The sequence below is a fragment of the Nonomuraea fastidiosa genome (assembly GCF_042751225.1).
Lineage (GTDB): Bacteria > Actinomycetota > Actinomycetes > Streptosporangiales > Streptosporangiaceae > Nonomuraea > Nonomuraea fastidiosa.
Window position 1 is genome coordinate 4,565,856 of the sequence record NZ_CP170570.1, and the last position, 16,789, is coordinate 4,582,644.

A 16,789-nucleotide genomic window follows, 5' to 3' on the forward strand; every position below is an offset into this window, starting at 1 on the left:
TTCGCCAGGGTCCGTGAATGGTACGGGCCGCATTCGAGCACGGCCGCGAAATGGCCGGTCGACGGCCGGCCTGCGGCGACCGGCACGCTCGTGCCGGGGTTTCCTCGGAGGTTTCGATGAAAGTCCTGGTGAACGCCGGACCGTGGCTGGAGGTCCCGCCCGCGGGCTACGGCGGCATCGAGAACGTCGTGGCCACGCTGGTGCCCGCGCTGCGCGAGCGCGGGGTCGGCGTCGTGCTCGCCTCCGTCGGCTCAAGCACCCTGGAGGCGGACGAGCTGATCCACGCCTACGACGAGGGTCAGTTCGGTGAGCTGCAGAAGCCGTACAACCAGGTCATGGGCATCACGCACGCCCATCTCGCCAGGGTCGTGTCCGAGCTGCGCGGGCGCGACGACATCGACCTCGTGCACGACCACGTGGAGGTGGTCGGCCCCGCGGTGCTGTCGGCGTGCGGCGGGCCGCCCGTCCTGCACACCCTGCACTGGGACCTGTGCAAGCACCCGGCCTTCTACGGCGCGTTCCCCTCCTCGATCGCCGTCAACGGCGTGTCGCGGTCGCAGCTCGCCCGCGCCCCCGAGGCCCTGCGCGCCGCCTCACTGGGCGCGATCCACCTCGCCACCCCGCTCGCCGGCCGCGACGTCCGCGTCCCGCGTGGCGAGCACCTGGTCGTGATGGGCCGCATCTGCCCCTTGAAGGGCCAGCACGTGGCCGCCAGGATCTGCCAGAAGCTGGGCCTGCCGCTGGTGCTCGCCGGCCCCGTGAGCGCCCGCGACTCGCAGGCCGAGCTGGACGACGTCGCCCAGAACCCCTACCAGCCGCTGCACGGCCACCCCGACGTCCGCTACCACCTCGACCAGGTCGCCCCCTACCTCGACGGCGAGGTCGTCCGCTGGGCCGGCGCGGTGGGCGGGCAGGAGCGCGACGAGCTGTACGGCTCCGCCCGCGCCGCGCTCTTCCCCATCCAGTGGGACGAGCCCGGCGGCACCGCCGTCGTCGAGGCCCTGGCACTCGGCGTGCCGCCGATCGGGCTGCGCCGCGGCTGCCTGCCGGAGCTCATCGACCACGGGCGTACCGGCTTCCTCGCCGGCACCGAGGAGGAGCTGGCGGAGTGGATCCTGCGGGCCGACGAGATCGACCCTGAGGAGTGCCGCCGCGAGGCCCGCCGCCGCTTCTCGCCGTCCGTCATGGCCGACCGGTACCTGGAGCTGTACGAGCAGGTGATCGGACGCCGTTAGCCGAACCCGCGCGGCAGGACGGCGACCGGGCGCGGGGAGGCGCGCAGCACCTTCATCGCCAGCTCGCCCAGGAACACCCGGTGCGGCTGGGCGTCCTCGCTCGCCGCGCATACCAGCAGCTCGCCGTCCAGCCACTCCACGCCGGCGAGCGCGGCGGCGACGTCGTGGCCCTCGGCCACCTCGGCCTCCGCCTCGATGCCGGTGCTCTCCCAGGCCAGCCGTACGGCCAGCGCGAGATCGTCGCGGAGCCTGCCCTGGTCGTCGGTACGCAGGTCGAGCGTGATCAGCCGCAGCCGCACGCCGAGCCGCAGCGCGGCCTGCGCCACCTGCTCGACCGCCGCGTCGCACTGCGGCCGATGAACGTAGGCCAGCGTGAGCCTGGCCGGCTCCTCGGGCGGCAGGTAACCCGCGGGCGCCAGCATCACCGCCTCGGGCGACATGTGCAGCAGGTGGTCGGCGGTCGAACCGATCGAGATGCGGCCGTGCTGCCCGCCGTCCGCCGACCCGACCACGATCAAGTCGGCCCTGATCCTGCTGGCCAGCACCGCGAGCCCGCGTCCCGTGCCCCGGCTCTCGAACGTGATGAACTCGGCCGGCACCGGCCCCAGCTCCTCGGCCGCGTGCGCCAGGTTGGCCTGCGCCTCGACCGCCAGGCCCGGGCTGTTCGGCGGGTAGATCGTGGCGACCGTCAGCTCGCCACCGGTGACACGGGTGATCGCGGCGGACAGGGCGAGCGCGTCCCGCCCGCCCGGGTCGTTCGCATATCCGACGATCACGTGCGCTCCGATCACGAAGGCCCTCTTACCCGCTCTCACCTGGGAATACGCGACCTTGATCCGAATGTTTCACACATTCGGAGGCGTAAAGAACGTGAAGATCACTCTTGATACCCGTTTCAACGGGTCTCTTGGCCCCGTGACCCTTCGTGAAGCGGTTCAGCAGCTCAGGGAACGGGATCTGGCCTGCACGGTCGCCGCCGACGAGGTCGACAAGAAGGCCACCGTCTTCGCCGACTGTGTCGAGCGCGGCTTCACCCCGCTGCGCAGCGAGATCATGGCCGCCTACTACGTCGCCGAGCGCGACGCCGCCACCGAGGCGTTCGACCGCGGGCTGATCACCCGCGCCGAGCTGGAGGCGAAACAGGAGGCTCTGGCGCGTCAGCTCCTCACTTGACGACATTCACCCTTATGGTGGAGGCGTCGGCGGCTTCCTGTTCGTAAGGTGCTGTCCATCGGATATTCATCGATTGGACAGGCGTGTACCAGGACATCGTCGACTTCGCTCTCAGCACCCCCGCATGGCTGCACACCGTCGCCGAGATAGGCACGGACGCGGGACTCTTCGTGTTCGCGTTGCTCTTCGTCGTGGCCGCGGTGCGGGCCTGGCGCGGGCCCGCGCGTGACCTGGCGCTCGTCGTCGCCGGGCCGGCCGGGATCGTGCTCGCGTACGTGCTGAGCGAGGTCATCAAGGTGTTCGTGAAGGAGGACCGGCCGTGCCGGGGCGGGATCGCGACGATCGCCGCCTGCCCGCCGCCGGACGACTGGTCCTTCCCCAGCAACCACTCCGTGATCGCCGCCGGCGCCGCGGCCACCCTGATGCTGTGCTGGCGCGCCCTGGCCTGGGTGGTGTTCCCGCTGGCCGCCGTCATGGCGTTCTCGCGGGTCTTCGTGGGCGTGCACTACCCGCACGACGTGGCCGCCGGCTTCCTGCTCGGCGTGACCTTGGCGCCGCTGTTCGCGCTGCTCGTGGTGGGGGCGGTCACCCCCGCCGTACGGCTGTTGCGCGCCCGGCTGCCCCGCTACTTCCCCGAGTCCGCGAACCCGTCCGTGGCGGCGATCAACCGGTCGAGGATGCCCGGCTCCGAATAGGCGTGCCCGGCCCCGGCCACCAGGTGGAACTCCGCCTCGGGCCACGCCTTGTGCAGGTCCCAGGCCGTGGCCACGGGCGTGCACATGTCCTGGCGGCCCTGGACGATCACCGCGGGGATGTGGCGGATCTTGTGCACGTCGCGGATGAGCTGCTCGGGCTCGAACCAGCCGCCGTGGGTGAAGTAGTGGTTCTCGATCCTCGCGAAGGCGACGGCCTTGCGCGCCTCGCCGAAGTCGTCCACCAGCTCAGGATCGGGCAGCAGCGTGACCGTGCCGCCCTCCCACTGTGACCACGCCCTGGCCGCGGCCAGCCGGGCCGCGTCGTCGTCGCCCTCCAGCCGCCTGCGGTAGGCGGCCATGAGGTCGCCCCGCTCGTCCTCGGGAATCGGCTCCAGGAATCGCTCCCACAGGTCGGGGAAGACGTACGAGGCGCCTTCCTGGTAGAACCAGTGCAGCTCCTGCGGGCGCAGCGTGAAGATGCCGCGCAGGATCAGCTCGGTCACCCTGCCGGGGTGCGTCTGGGCGTAGGCCAGGGCCAGCGCGCTGCCCCACGACCCGCCGAACACCTGCCACCGCTCGATGCCCAGGTGCTCGCGCAGCCGCTCCATGTCGGCCACCAGGTGCCAGGTCGTGTTCGTGCTCAGGTCGGTGGCGGGGTCGGAGGCGTGCGGCAGACTGCGTCCGCAGTTGCGCTGGTCGAACAGGACGATGCGGTAACGCTCAGGGTCCCACTGGCGCCGGTGGCTCGCGCTGCACCCGCCGCCGGGACCGCCGTGCAGCATGACCGCGGGCTTGCCTTCGGGGTTGCCGCAGACCTCGTAGTAGATCTGGTTGCCGTCGCCCACGTCGAGCAGGCCGGAGTCGTACGGGTCGATGGGCGGGTACAGAGTTCTCATAAGCCCAGATCCTGCCGCATCGGTCACTGAGACCACGTGTGCCGGTTGAGGAAGCCCCGTTCGCCGGTCGCGTACTCGTGGAACGCCTGCCGCACCTCCGCCAGCTCCTCCACCGTCGTGCGCACCAGCGTCCCCTCCTTGTACTCCAGCTCGTACCCCGGTGACACCTGGATGAAGTGCCAGGCCGAAGTTGACCAGCGCCACGAACGGGTTCTGCGCCGACATCGTGCCCAGCACGTCGTGCACGAGCCCGAGGTCCGGATCGTGCACGATCATGCCGTCTCCGGTGTGGAGCTGCATGCCCTCGTAGACGCCGAGCGGCGCGACGTTGTGCACCAGGTCGCGCTGCGGGTCGTAGCAGACCATGCCGTGCGCGCGGGCCACGGTGAAGACCTGCGCGGAGACCTCGTCCATCGTGTCGAGGTCCATCGTCACCAGCACGTGCCCGGGGTAGAGCGTGATCTCCCCCGGGAGCTCCTTGGCGACGTCGGGTACGGGGCCGCCGCCGGGTTCGGTCCGCTTGACCGCCAGGTACGTCGCGCGCGCCTGGTCCCTGCTGATCGGCACCGGTTCGTCCCAGACCATCAACTCAACGCTCATCGGTCCATCTTGACGGACCCGCACCCGTGCCGTGTGTCACTACCTGGGTTTTTCCTAATCCGGCACCAGGTGGGCCGTGCATTGGCGCGCCTCGGGGCAGGCACTCGGGGCCGATCGGCGGCTTTCGCGCCGTCGGGGACGGCCCACCCCGTTGACCTGGGGCCCGGCGGAGTGATCACGGGCGTGGCGTGGGAAGGAACAGGGTCGTCCGGGGGGCGGGCTTGTCGCGTGGAGCGGGGGAACGGAACATGGGGAAAGACCGCAAGGGAGCCTCGATGATCGAGATCTGGCCGGGAGACCCCTATCCGCTCGGGGCCACGTACGACGGGGCCGGCACGAACTTCTCGCTTTACACCGAGGTCGCGGACAAGGTCGAGCTGTGCCTGTTCGACGACGACAACGTCGAGTCGCGGGTGCCGCTGACCGAGGTGGACGGCTTCATCTGGCACGGCTACCTGCCGGGCATCGGGCCCGGCCAGCGTTACGGCTACCGCGTGCACGGGCCGTACGACCCGGCGCGCGGGCTGCGCTGCAACCCGGCCAAGCTGCTGCTGGACCCGTACGCGATGGCCATCGAGGGCGGCGTGCAGTGGCACGAGGCGGTCTACGGTTACCGCTTCGGCCAGCCCGACTCCAGGAACGATCTCGACTCGGCGCCGTACGTGCCGCGCTCGATCGTCATCAACCCGTTCTTCGGGTGGGGTCATGATCGGCCGCCGGCGACGCCGTACCACGACACGGTGATCTACGAGGCCCACGTGCGGGGGCTGACGATCAGCCACCCCAAGATCCCGAAGCATCTGCGCGGCACGTACGCGGCGCTCGGCCACCCGGAGATCCTCGACCACCTCACCAAGCTGGGCGTGACGGCGATCGAGCTGATGCCGGTGCACCAGTTCGTCACCGATCACATCCTGGAGCAGCGCGGCCTGTCCAACTACTGGGGCTACAACTCGATCGGGTTCTTCGCCCCGCACAACCGCTACTCCAGCCAGGGGCAGCGCGGCGGGCAGGTGCTGGAGTTCAAGGCGATGGTGCGCTCGCTGCACGAGGCGGGCATCGAGGTGATCCTCGACGTCGTCTACAACCACACCGCCGAGGGCAACCATCTCGGGCCGACGCTGAGCTTCCGCGGCATCGACAACATCAACTACTACCGGCTGGTCGAGGACGACCCGCGCTATTACGTCGACACCACGGGCACCGGCAACAGCCTGCTCATGCGCTCGCCCCACGTGCTGCAGATGATCATGGACTCGCTCCGCTACTGGGTCATCGAGATGCATGTCGACGGGTTCCGCTTCGACCTGGCCTCGACGCTGGCCAGGGAGCTGCACGAGGTGGACCGGCTGAGCGCGTTCTTCGACCTGGTGCAGCAGGACCCGGTGCTGTCGCAGGTCAAGCTCATCGCCGAGCCGTGGGACGTCGGCCCCGGCGGCTACCAGGTCGGCAACTTCCCCTCGCGCTGGACGGAGTGGAACGGCCGCTACCGCGACACCATCCGCGACCTGTGGCGCGGCCAGCCGGCCACGCTGCCGGAGTTCGGCTCCCGCTTCACCGGCTCCAGCGACCTCTACAAGGACGACAGCCGCCGCCCCGCCGCCTCGATCAACTTCGTCACCTGCCACGACGGGTTCACGCTTCAGGACCTGGTGTCGTACAACCACAAGCACAACGAGGCGAACAAGGAGGGCAACCGCGACGGCACCGACGACAACCGGTCGTGGAACTGCGGCGAGGAGGGCCCGGCGGGCATCGCCGTCGAGTCGCTGCGCGAGCAGCAGAAGCGCAACTTCCTCACCACGCTGTTCCTGTCGCAGGGCGTGCCGATGCTCTCCCACGGCGACGAGCTGGGCCGCACCCAGAAAGGCAACAACAACGGCTACTGCCAGGACAACGAGCTGACCTGGGTGGACTGGTCCGACGTCAGGGAGAACTGGCTGCTGCTGGAGTTCACCCAGAGCCTGGCGGCGCTGCGCAAGAAGCATCCGGTCTTCCGCCGCCGCCGCTTCTTCTACGGCAAGCCCGTACGCGGCCTGAGCGACATCGCCTGGCTCACCCCGGCAGGGGAGGAGATGACCGACAGCGACTGGAACGTCGGCTACGCCAAGTCGCTGGCCGTCTTCCTCAACGGCGACGCCATCACCGAGCCCGACCGGCGCGGCCGGCCGATCAGGGACGACTCGTTCCTGCTGCTGTTCAACGCGCACCACGACACGATCACGTTCACGATCCCCAAGGACTATGGCGAGATGTGGCACACCGAGATCGACACGGCCATGCCGATCAGGCTCGACGCTCGCATGGTGAAGGCGGGGGACGCCATCGACGTGCCGGGCCGCAGCGTACGGGTGCTGCGCCGTGCCTGAGCCCGCCGTGGTGAAGCCCACGTCCACGTACCGGGTGCAGCTCACCCCCGACTTCGGTTTCGCGGAGGTGGCCGAGATCGCCGGCCAGCTGCGCGACCTCGGCGTCAGCCACGTCTACCTGTCGCCGATCCTGCAGGCCACGCCCGAGTCGCGGCACGGCTACGACGTGACCGACCACTCCCGCATCAGGGAGGAGTTCGGCGGCGCGACCGGCTTCAGAGAGATGGCGCAGCAGCTCGCCGCGCACGATCTCGGCATCGTGCTGGACATCGTGCCCAACCACATGAACACGATGAACGCCGCGTTCTGGTCGGTGCTGAAGGACGGGCCGGAGTCGCCGTACGCGAACTGGTTCGACATCGACTGGGTGGACGGGAAGGTCGCGCTGCCCGTGCTCGGCGACGACGTGGAGCCCGTCGTGGACGGCGACGTGCTGCGCTACCACGAGCACGCGTTCCCGTACCCGGGCCACTACCGGCTGGTCGACTGGCGCGAGGGCCCCGGCTACCGGCGCTTCTTCGACGTGTCGTCGCTGATCGGGCTGCGCGTCGAGGACCCGGCGGTGATGTTCGCGACCCACGAGGTGATCTTCTGGCTGCTGGACGAGGGGCTGGTGGACGGGCTGCGCGTCGATCACCCCGACGGCCTCGCCGACCCGCGCGGCTACCTCGAACGCCTGCGCGCCCGCGCGGGCAACGCATGGACGGTGGTCGAGAAGATCCTCATCGGACCCGAGCGGCTGCCCGCCGACTGGGCGTGCGACGGCACCACCGGCTACGACGTGCTCAACCGGGTGGGCGGCCTGTTCGTCGATCCCGAGGGCAAGGAGCCGCTGATCGAGCTGTTCACCCGGCTGACCGGCCAGCCGGCCGACTACCGGCAGGTGATGGCGCAGGCCAAGCGCGAGGTGATCGACCTGTTCTTCGGTGCCGAGGTGGAGCGGCTGGCCAGGGTCACCTCGTGCGCGCCCGAGGCCGTGCGGGAGCTGCTCGCCGCGATGCCGGTCTACCGCGCGTACGTGGTGCCGGGCGAGCCGCCGCCGCCCGAGTCCGTCGAAATCGTCGAGCGGGCCGCCGCGACCTGCTCGCCCGCCGTCCGCCCGCTCGTCCAGGAGGTCCTGTACGGCTCCGCCGAGTCGATCGTGCGCTTCCAGCAGGCGTGCGGCCCCGTCATGGCCAAGGGGGTCGAGGACACCGCGCTCTACCGGTGGTTTCCGCTGGCCTGCCTCAACGAGGTGGGCGGCGAGCCGGACGTCTTCGGAATCCCGGTGGAGGAGTTCCACGAGTTCTGCGCGCGGATGCCGCCGTACGCGATGACCACGCTGTCCACTCACGACACCAAGCGCTCGGAGGACGTACGGGCGCGGCTCGCCGTGCTGTCGGAGATGCCGGGGGAGTGGGCGGCGGCCGTGGCCGAGTGGTCGGCGCAGGTCAGCTTCGACCCGCACCTCGACTACCTGGCCTGGCAGAACCTCATGGCGGCCTGGCCGATCTCCGTCGAGCGCTTCACCGACTACCTGCTCAAGGCGGCGCGCGAGGCCAAGACCGCGATCTCCTGGGTCAGCCCCGACCCCGCCTACGAGCGGCGGCTGCGGGCCTTCGCCGAGGCCGCCGTGCGCCTGCCGGTCGGCGGGTTCACCGAGCGCATCGACCCGTACGCGATGTCCAACTCGCTCGGGGCCAAGCTGGTGCAGCTCATGATGCCCGGCGTCCCCGACGTCTACCAGGGCAACGAGACCACCGACTTCTCGCTGGTCGATCCCGACAACCGGCGGCCGGTGACGTACCCGCGCAAGCCCGAGACCGCATGGGACTCCGCCAAGCTGCTCGTCACCACCCAGGCGCTGCGGCTGCGGCGGCGGCTCGGCGGCGAGGCCGCGTACCTGCCGCTGCGGGCCGAGGGCGAACGCGCCGGGCACGTGATCGCCTTCGCCAGGGGCGACCGGCCGCGCGCCGTCGCGGTGGCGACGCGGCTCCCCGTACGCCTGGCCGCCGCCGGCGGATGGGGGGCCACCACGCTGACGCTGCCCTCCGGCACCTGGAGGGACCTGCTCACCGGCTGCCTGCACACCGGTCGCATCCCGCTCGCTCACCTGCTCGGTCAGTACCCGGTCGCACTCCTGGAGAGACATGATCTTTGAGGTCTGGGCACCGAAGGCGACGGCGGTGGAAGTCGAGACCCTGGGCTCCCGCCGGGCGATGGAACGCGGCGAAGGAGGGTGGTGGTCGCTGGAGGTCGCGGAGGCCGGCCACGGCACCCGGTACGCGTACCTGGTGGACGGCGACGGCCCCTTCCCCGACCCGCGCTCCCGCCGCCAGCCCGAGGGCGTCTTCGGGCCGAGCGCCGTCTACGAGCACGACCGCTTCACCTGGTCCGACCACGACTGGAAGGGCCGCGACCTGCGCGGCGGCGTGATCTACGAGCTGCACATCGGCACGTTCACTCAGGAGGGGACGTTCGCCGCCGCCATCGAGAAGCTGCCGCACCTCGTCGAGCTGGCCGTGGACTTCGTCGAGATCATGCCGGTCGCGCCCGTGCCCGGCACGCGCAACTGGGGCTACGACGGGGTCGATCTGTACGCGGTGAACGAGACGTACGGCGGGCCCGACGGGCTCAAGATGTTCGTGGACGCCTGCCACCGGGCCGGGATCGGCGTCATCCTCGACGTCGTCTACAACCACCTCGGGCCGTCCGGCAACTTCCTGCGGCCGTTCGGGCCGTACTTCGCCGGGTTCGAGGGCAGCTACTGGGGCGAGGCGGTCAACCTCGACGGGCCCGGCTCCGACGAGGTGCGCCGCTACTTCATCGGCAACGCCCTGCAGTGGCTGCGCGACTACCACATCGACGGGCTGCGCCTCGACGCCGTGCACGCGCTCCACGACCGGCGCGCCACCCATCTGCTGGCCGAGCTGTCCGCCGAGGTGGACGCGCTGGCCTGCGCCGTCGGGCGTCCCCTGGCGCTGATCGCCGAGTCCGACCTCAACGACCCCCGCATGGTCCGCTCGCTCGACGCGGGCGGCCTCGGCATGACAGCGCAGTGGAACGACGACGTCCACCACGCCCTGCACTGCGCGGTCTCCGGCGAGAGCCACGGCTACTACCAGGACTTCGCCGATCTCTCCGCGCTCGCCAAGGTGCTCACGCAGGGGGTCGTGCACGACGGTACGTACTCCAGCTTCCGCGCCCGCTCCCACGGCGCCTCCTTCGCCGGCGTCCCCGGTCATCGGCTCGTCGCCTGCCTGCAGAACCACGACCAGATCGGCAACCGCCCGCTCGGCGACCGGCTCTCGTTGACGGCGCTCAAACTCGGCGCCGGGCTGCTGCTCACCTCGCCGTTCACGCCGATGCTGTTCATGGGGGAGGAGTGGGGCGCGCGCTCGCCGTTCCTGTTCTTCTCCGACCACGTGGACCCCGAGCTGCGGGAGAGCGAGGGGACGCGGCGCGAGCGGGAGTTCGTCGGCTTCGGCTACCGGTGGGACGCGCCCGATCCGTCCGACGAGGAGACGTTCCTGCGCTCCAAGCTCGACTGGAGCGAGGTGAAGGAGGAGGCGCACTGGTCGCTGCTGTGCTGGTACCGCGACCTGATCGCGTTGCGCAAGGCCATGCCCGAGCTGTCCGACCCGCGGCTCGACCGGGTGCGGGTGGAGATCGATCCTTTGTCGCGGTGGCTGCTCATGTGGCGGGGGACGCTGGCGGTGGCGGTGAACTTCGCGGACGAGACGGTGACGGTGCCGGTGGGGAGAGGGCCGGTGGGGAGAGGGCCGGTGGGGAGAGGGCCGGTGGGGAGAGGGCCGGTGGGGAGAGGGCCGGTGGGGAGGGGACCGGTGGGGAAGGGGACGGTGCTGCTCGCGTCGGACGAGCCGGTGAAGTACGACGAGAACGGCCTGCGCCTCCCCGGCCAGTCACTAGCGATCACCCGCCCCGCCTGACCCTCGTACGCACGGGCCAGAGGACTGTCCACAGACCGCGCCGCCCCGCAAGTACCTGTCCACAGAATGGGGTTCGGATCCTCGGGCCCCACCCGCCTTCGCCGATCCTGGGTGCCTCCTGATCCGGAGCTCGGCTCCCTTGGCCGGATCGTCGCAGCCCGTTCACCCACGTTTCCGCGAAGGCACGACCAATGAAGATCACTCTCCCTCTGCCTGCGACGACGACCTGCCGCTTCGTCGTCGCCATGGAGCGCCTGCCGTTCGATCCCACGTCCTTCATCCCGTGGCGAATAGGCGCCCCCTACCGGCGTGCGGCGATCACCGCCGCGTCCACCGGCATGCTCACGGTGACCCACCACCCCACGCCGTGGAGACCGGCGGGCACCGGCCTCACCGATGACGACAGACGCCGCCTGCGCCGTACCAAGCAGCACCTCGTGGTCACCTCGACGGCACCACCGCACCGGCTGCCCACCGCCGCGCAGGTGGCGAGAGCGGCGGCCAGAGCCCTGGCCAAGGAGTGCGACGGCATCCTGATCGACCCGCTGACCGCTACGACCATCCTCACCTGCGGCCGCTGCTCGGGCGAGCCCACCCACTTCCGCCTCACCGACGACTGGCTGTCCTGGGACGTCCAGGTCCACGACGCCGCCACCTGCCCGCCCTGGGACCCCGCCGACCCGGGCGCCTGCGACTGCCTGCGGGTCACGTCGAGGGGCCTGCGCCGCTTCGCCCTCCCCGAGATCACGCTCGACGGCGCCTCCTGCGCCCACAGCCTCTGCGCGACCAACCTCCTGCGCACGGTCGCCAGCCGCCTGGTGACCGACCACCTGTCCTACCTCAACGCCCACCCGGGAGCCGCCGCCCGCAAGATCGACGACTTTCTCCGCATCCACCCCTCTGACCTGCCGGACGGCGGCCTGCCCTTCGGCGTTCAGCTCACGCCGTACGACGCCGACGCGGGCGAGCTGGGCCGCACTGGCAGCATCCGCCGCCTCAAGATCGGCCCGGCCCCCGGCGCCGGCCGGATCACCTGCCTCAAGGTCGGCCCGCCCTCGGGCTTCAGCGGCTCACTCAACTCCTGGCTCTGCGCCACCCAAGCTGGCCGCCACGCCCCCGTGGCTCGCTCTCAGGCCACCATCACCACCCCCGCCCCCGACCCCCGCACAGCCGCGACCGCAGAGACCTCAGGCACCCCGGCCCCTGCCGCCGCAACGGCAACCGTCGCCTCGCTCACGCCCGCCACCGGTACGGCTGCTGCCACGGGAGATTCCGGCGCTCCGGCCTCGGCCCCCTCCGTCACACCCGAAAGCCACAGCGCCGTTGCTGCCGAGGGCTCTTTCACCTCGGCCCCCGTGACAGTGCTCGCTTCCGATGCCCGCACCACCGTTCCTGCGGAGGAGGATCCTGCCGACTCGGCCACCGTCACCTCGCTCACCCCCGCTACCCGAGCTGCGCGCAGAACAACTGGTCCAGGCGAGCACGCCGCAGAGATCGCATGCGACCTGAGCAGGCTGGATCCTGGCGACTTCGACGCCGCCATGGCCGCATGACCCCCTTGGTGAGGGCCCGAACCTGCCGGTCGGCACCCGCCCGCGCAGGACCCCGCAGAGTCTCCTCGATCAGAGGCCGGGCGAGTCCGGACTCAGCGGCTGAGGATGCGGCGGAGGACGCGTTCCAGAGTGCCCATCGGGTCGGGGCCGGCCTCGGGGGAGCGCCAGGCCACGTACCCGTCCGGCCGGACGAGGACGGCCCCGCTCTCGGTCACGCCGTACCGCTCGGTGAAGCGCCCTTCCACGTCGATCAGCTCGTCACCCACGAGCAGCCGGGTGAGGCGGATCCCGAGCCGCTCCTTGACCAGCCGCCCAGCGTCCATCCACGCCTGACCGCCGGGCTTGGCGGCCAGCAGGACGAACCCGGAGCCGAACAGGTCGATGGTGGAGATCCGCTGGCCGGCCCAGTCGAGCACGACGTGCGGGGCGCGGCTGCCGGGCCGCCCGGTCGGGACGCGCGGGTCCTCAAGAAGCGAGCCGTCGTCGCCGGGCTCGTCGATGATGGCCGTGGAGTGGTAGCGGCGGCCGAGGAGCACGCCGACCGGGTCCTTCAAGGGCTCGGGGTAGCCGACGCGGGCCTCGGGCGGCATGCGGACGCCGAGGTTGGCGAGCTGCGCGTCGGCCATCAGCTCGCCGATGGGACGGCGCTCGGCGTCGTAGGTGTCCAGGAAGTCCGGTCCCGCCTGCCCGGTGAGCACGAGCCAGAGCCGCCAGGCCAGGTCGCAGCCGTCCTCGAGGGCGGTGCTGCCGCCCTGCCCGCCGGTGGGCGGCATGGTGTGGGCGGCGTCGCCGGCGAAGAACACCCGCCCGACGCGATAGGTGTCGGCCAGCACGTGGGAGATGCTGAACACGGGCCGGTCGAGGACGCGTACGTCGAGGTCCGGCCGCCCGGTGGCCAGGCGTACCAGCTCGACGCAGCGTTCGTCGGTGAAGTCGGCCTCGGTCTCGCCCTCCTTGAGGTTGACGCCGAGCACGTGGCACCCGGTCCCGGTGCCGGTGACGATCACGCCGGTGAAGACGTCGTTCTGCAGGTACCAGAGGGTGACCTCGCGGTCCCTGACCAGGCCGGACAGGTCGGCGTCGAACATGATCGAGCACAGCCGGCTCGAGCGGGCCCTTGCCGGAGGTCGGGACGTTCAGCGCCTTGCGGAGCGGGCTGCGGGAGCCGTCGGCGGCCACCACGTAGTCGGCCCGTACGAGGCGGTCGCCGTCCTTGTCCCTGATCCGCGCGGTCACGCCGGTGCCGTCCTGCTCGAGGGAGATCAGCTCGGTGGAGAAGCGCAGGTCGGCGCCGAGGTCTTCGGCCTTCCTGCGCAGGATGCGCTCGACCTCCGCCTGCGGCGCGCCCACCCTGGGGGCGGGGCTGAGGTCGGACAGGAAGGCGAGATCCTCATCCTCGTGGATGATCATGTGGGGCTGCGGGTCGGCCAGGCTCGAGGCGATCGCGATGAGCATGTCGTCCCCGATGCCCGCCCAGACGGCGTTCAGCTCCTCCTTGATGCCCGGTACGATGCGCAGGAGTTCGAGCGCCTGCGGCCCCACCCCGAACGCCTTGGGCTGCACGGACGTGCTCGCGTGCCGCTCGACCAGCATGACGGGGATCTCGCGCCAGGCCAGGAGCGTCGCCGCGCTCAAGCCCGCGTACCCGCCGCCGACCACCAGGACCGGCACTCGCTCTTGCTCCATTGCCCGCTACCTCCGAGTCGCGTACTATCGCGTTTACGCGAGTCACGATATGTCGCGTGCATCGCGACAGTCAAGATATATCTCGACTTCGGTCTCTGCGATCTTTGGGGACTGCTCGGTGTCGTACGTGCCGTACGGCCCTGGCGTTCTAGCCAGTCCCTGGGCGGAGCGAGCGGCGCACAGCGTTCCCGAGCCGAGCGGAGGAGGTGGCGGTCGGCCCTCCCGTTCGAGACGGGAGCCCACCGGCGGCTTCACCTCGAAAGTCGCGGCTGCCCTGTTCGCGTCAGGGGCTCACCGACGGTTCCGCCTCGGAGGTCGCAGGGTGCCCGGTTCGCAGCAGTTGACCCATCGACGGCTTCCATCTCGGAGGTCGCGGGGTGCCTGGTGCGGGGCATGACCCATCGACGGCTTCCATCTCGAAGGTCGGTCGCAGCGGTCGCGGAGGGGTGCCCGGCGGCGCGAGTCACCGCAGCGCGTCCGGGCGGTACAACGGGAGGCGACGGCGGTGAAGAACGCCATCCGATTGCGGAACGGCAGCGTCCGGTCGAACCTCACGCCGGCAGGCTCGACGTTCCGGTCTTCGTACAAGGGACCTTGGCCGCCTCCTCCTTCGACGCCCGCGGCACGACGACGCGGTCAGCCGACTGCGGCGGCGCGGCGGTGCGGTCAGCCGACTGGGGCGTGGCGGTGCGTTTAGTCCACCGCGGTGTGGTGTCGGTGCGTTTAGTCCACGGGGGTGTGGTGGCGGGGTCAGCCGACGACGGCATGGCGGCGCGGCCGGCCGATCGTGGCGTGATGGTGAGGTCAGCCGACGGTGACGCGATGGTGGGGCCGGCCGATCGCGGTGTGTCGGTGCGGCCGGCCGATCGTGGCGTGATGGTGAGGTCAGCCGACGGTGACGCGATGGTGGGGCCGGCCGATCGCGGTGTGTCGGTGCGGCAGGCCCACCGTGACGCGAGGGCATGGCCAGCCGGCTCTGGCGTGACGGCGCGCCATCATGATCGGGACGCCACGATCACCACCACAGAGCGGGTCTGCTCAACGGCGTGTGTGCGCCCCTGCTTGTCCTGCGCCGTCGGCCTTGCGATCAGGTCGGTGGTCCGGTCTGAGCGCTCAGGCTACGACCGGTCCGAGCGGTCGGGCTGAACGGCCGGTCCGAGCGCTCGGAGGGAACGCTGGGCGGTTGAGGTGGGCTGAGGGGGCAGACGGCGGGCGCGAGCCCCGGCCACGTATGCGTTCGGCGCGGAGGCCGGCGCGAGGATGGCGAGCCCTTAGATGGCGGCGGTGCAGGTCAGCGCAGTCCCGGTGCTCAGGGGCCAGCCGGCCGAGGAAGGCGGCGATGGCCGTACCGAGCAGGGCTGAGTGCGAGGCCGGAGATCAGGAGAGGTGGCGTTCGAGGGATTCAAGCTTGGACGTCATGCCGTCCGTGACGCCTTCCCTGATGTCGGCCTTCAGTACGAGGCTGACCCGCGGCGCCACCTCGGCCACCGCGTCCACGGCGCGCTTGACGACGTCCATGACCTCGTCCCACTCGCCTTCGATGGTGGTGAACATCGCGTCCGTACGGTTGGGCAGCCCGCTGTCGCGGACGACCTTGACGGCGCGGGCGACGTGCTCGGCGACTCCCTCGCCGACGCCCAGCGGGGTGATGGAGAATGCGACGATCATGGGAGCTTCCTCTCGGCGATCTCAGAAGCAGATCCTAACCAGCGAGCGCCCATGCCCTTCCTGGGGCCGAGTCCTTCTTGCGGGCCGAGGTGCCTCTGTGGGCCGAGGTGCCTCTGTGGGGTGAGGTGCTTCTATGGGCTGAGGCGTTCCTGTGGGCGACGTGGGAAGGCCGTTGCGTCGCCGCAGACCCTCTTTCCGCCAACCCGTCTTCCGATACCGCCTCCTCCGCACTCCCCTTGCTAACGCCTCCTTCGCAGACCACGCTCCCTCGAATTGCGCTCCTGTAGGCCGTCTCGGGTGGGTCGCCGCGGGCCTGGGCCGTGCTCCTGTGGGCTGTGTTCGCGTGGATGGCGTTAGTGCGGTCGTGCTCGCGTGGATCGCGCTGGTGCGGGTCGTGCTCGCGTGGGTGGTGCTGGACGGGCTGTGCTCGCCTGGGTCGTGCTTGTGTGGACCGCGGGCCGTGGCCGGCGCTCCCGTGAATCTTGAGCTCGGCTGGAGAAGCGCACCAAGGTCAGACGGGTGAAGCCGACACCTGTCCTCAGCCGGCCGTCTTGCCTATGCCGGGGGCGTTCGAGTCGGGAAGGGGGGAGTGGGGGGAGGGTGATCGAGCGAAGAGCCACGACGCTCGGAAAACGCCGTGGCCGCCGCCGTACGGTCACGCGTGGTCGTGCTCTTCCTCGTCCTCTTCCTCGCTCGGCCCCTCGGACGGCTCGACGCCGAGGACGGCTTCGCGAGGTTCGATCTCGTCGATGTGGTCGACGAGCTGCAGCACGTGATCGGGTTCGATCAGCCACTGCAGGGCGGAGGCGCCGCTGTCGTCGGATGCGACCAGTTCGGCCTGCTCCGTGCGCTCCTCCTCGGTCAGGTCGGCGTCGGGGTGCCTGATCTCACGCAGCGCCGCCGCCTGAAGCGCGTCCATGTCGAGCACTTCGACGGTCAGCTCGACCGTGAGGCGCAGGAACTTCGGTTCTTCATCACTCATGGC

Annotated in this window: 12 protein-coding genes and 1 pseudogene; 7 read left to right on the plus strand and 6 right to left on the minus strand. The window is 70.6% G+C overall.

Features of this window, described 5'->3' with window-relative positions; genetic code table 11:
* The first annotated feature begins 116 nt into the window (after positions 1 to 116).
* Positions 117 to 1,235 carry a glycosyltransferase gene (locus ACFMQL_RS21300; protein ID WP_378786750.1) on the plus strand — a complete coding sequence of 373 codons (1,119 nt, stop codon included), beginning with the start codon at positions 117 to 119 and terminating at the stop codon, positions 1,233 to 1,235.
* Here the strand turns inward: ACFMQL_RS21300 and ACFMQL_RS21305 are convergent.
* Complete coding sequence (locus tag ACFMQL_RS21305; RefSeq protein WP_364060843.1) at positions 1,232 to 2,026, minus strand: universal stress protein; 795 nt, start codon at positions 2,024 to 2,026, stop codon at positions 1,232 to 1,234. The genes ACFMQL_RS21300 and ACFMQL_RS21305 overlap by 4 nt on opposite strands.
* A 124-nt stretch (positions 2,027 to 2,150) precedes the next feature.
* Between ACFMQL_RS21305 and ACFMQL_RS21310 the strand changes: the two genes are divergently transcribed.
* Positions 2,151 to 2,408 (plus strand): hypothetical protein, encoded by a 258-nt coding sequence (locus ACFMQL_RS21310; protein ID WP_364060846.1) that lies wholly within the window; start codon positions 2,151 to 2,153, stop codon positions 2,406 to 2,408.
* An 83-nt stretch (positions 2,409 to 2,491) separates the two neighbouring features.
* Positions 2,492 to 3,103, plus strand: a complete 612-nt coding sequence (locus tag ACFMQL_RS21315) for a phosphatase PAP2 family protein (RefSeq protein WP_364060849.1) — start codon at positions 2,492 to 2,494, stop codon at positions 3,101 to 3,103.
* On the opposite strand, the gene pip is transcribed toward ACFMQL_RS21315, so the two are convergent.
* Complete coding sequence (pip, locus tag ACFMQL_RS21320; protein ID WP_364060852.1) at positions 3,034 to 3,999, minus strand: prolyl aminopeptidase; 966 nt, start codon at positions 3,997 to 3,999, stop codon at positions 3,034 to 3,036. The genes ACFMQL_RS21315 and pip overlap by 70 nt on opposite strands.
* Positions 4,000 to 4,874: 875 nt before the next feature.
* Between pip and glgX the strand changes: the two genes are divergently transcribed.
* The 4 genes from glgX (at position 4,875) to ACFMQL_RS21340 (ending at position 12,450) form a co-directional block, all read left to right on the plus strand.
* Positions 4,875 to 6,968, plus strand: a complete 2,094-nt coding sequence (gene glgX, locus ACFMQL_RS21325) for a glycogen debranching protein GlgX (RefSeq protein ID WP_364060858.1) — start codon at positions 4,875 to 4,877, stop codon at positions 6,966 to 6,968.
* On the plus strand, positions 6,961 to 9,108 hold the full coding sequence (gene treY, locus ACFMQL_RS21330) for a malto-oligosyltrehalose synthase (RefSeq protein WP_378786753.1): 2,148 nt from the start codon (positions 6,961 to 6,963) through the stop codon (positions 9,106 to 9,108). The genes glgX and treY overlap by 8 nt, the downstream gene beginning before the upstream one ends.
* Before the next feature lie 25 nt (positions 9,109 to 9,133).
* A complete protein-coding gene (gene treZ / locus ACFMQL_RS21335) occupies positions 9,134 to 10,897 on the plus strand; it encodes a malto-oligosyltrehalose trehalohydrolase (RefSeq protein WP_378786755.1) in 1,764 nt (587 codons plus the stop codon).
* Positions 10,898 to 11,088: 191 nt separating this feature from the next.
* Positions 11,089 to 12,450: a hypothetical protein gene (locus ACFMQL_RS21340; RefSeq protein WP_378786757.1), complete on the plus strand. Its 1,362-nt coding sequence runs from the start codon at positions 11,089 to 11,091 to the stop codon at positions 12,448 to 12,450.
* Positions 12,451 to 12,542: 92 nt separating this feature from the next.
* Here the strand turns inward: ACFMQL_RS21340 and ACFMQL_RS21345 are convergent, their stop codons facing one another.
* From ACFMQL_RS21345 to ACFMQL_RS21360, 4 genes and pseudogenes are all read right to left on the minus strand, one after another.
* Positions 12,543 to 13,550, minus strand: coding sequence for an FAD-dependent monooxygenase (locus ACFMQL_RS21345; RefSeq protein WP_378790189.1), 1,008 nt, complete (start codon positions 13,548 to 13,550; stop codon positions 12,543 to 12,545).
* Positions 13,551 to 13,569: 19 nt separating this feature from the next.
* Positions 13,570 to 14,136 (minus strand): annotated as a pseudogene (locus ACFMQL_RS21350) (FAD-dependent monooxygenase); the annotation flags it as partial.
* Between the two features lie 1,377 nt (positions 14,137 to 15,513).
* Entirely contained in the window at positions 15,514 to 15,804 is a 291-nt protein-coding gene (locus tag ACFMQL_RS21355) for an MTH1187 family thiamine-binding protein (protein ID WP_364060873.1), read from the minus strand.
* 655 nt (positions 15,805 to 16,459) lie between these two features.
* Positions 16,460 to 16,786 carry a hypothetical protein gene (locus ACFMQL_RS21360; protein ID WP_364060876.1) on the minus strand — a complete coding sequence of 109 codons (327 nt, stop codon included), beginning with the start codon at positions 16,784 to 16,786 and terminating at the stop codon, positions 16,460 to 16,462.
* Between the last annotated feature and the right edge of the window lie 3 nt (positions 16,787 to 16,789).

What these genes read in the sequence shown, in the direction of transcription:
- ACFMQL_RS21340 (WP_378786757.1), top strand. Translation starts at nt 11,089, where the DNA reads ATGAAGATCACTCTCCCTCTGCCTGCGACGACGACCTGCCGCTTCGTC.
- ACFMQL_RS21360 (WP_364060876.1), bottom strand. Translation starts at nt 16,786, where the DNA reads ATGAGTGATGAAGAACCGAAGTTCCTGCGCCTCACGGTCGAGCTGACC.
- glgX (WP_364060858.1), top strand. Translation starts at nt 4,875, where the DNA reads ATGATCGAGATCTGGCCGGGAGACCCCTATCCGCTCGGGGCCACGTAC.
- ACFMQL_RS21355 (WP_364060873.1), bottom strand. Translation starts at nt 15,804, where the DNA reads ATGATCGTCGCATTCTCCATCACCCCGCTGGGCGTCGGCGAGGGAGTC.
- ACFMQL_RS21300 (WP_378786750.1), top strand. Translation starts at nt 117, where the DNA reads ATGAAAGTCCTGGTGAACGCCGGACCGTGGCTGGAGGTCCCGCCCGCG.
- pip (WP_364060852.1), bottom strand. Translation starts at nt 3,999, where the DNA reads ATGAGAACTCTGTACCCGCCCATCGACCCGTACGACTCCGGCCTGCTC.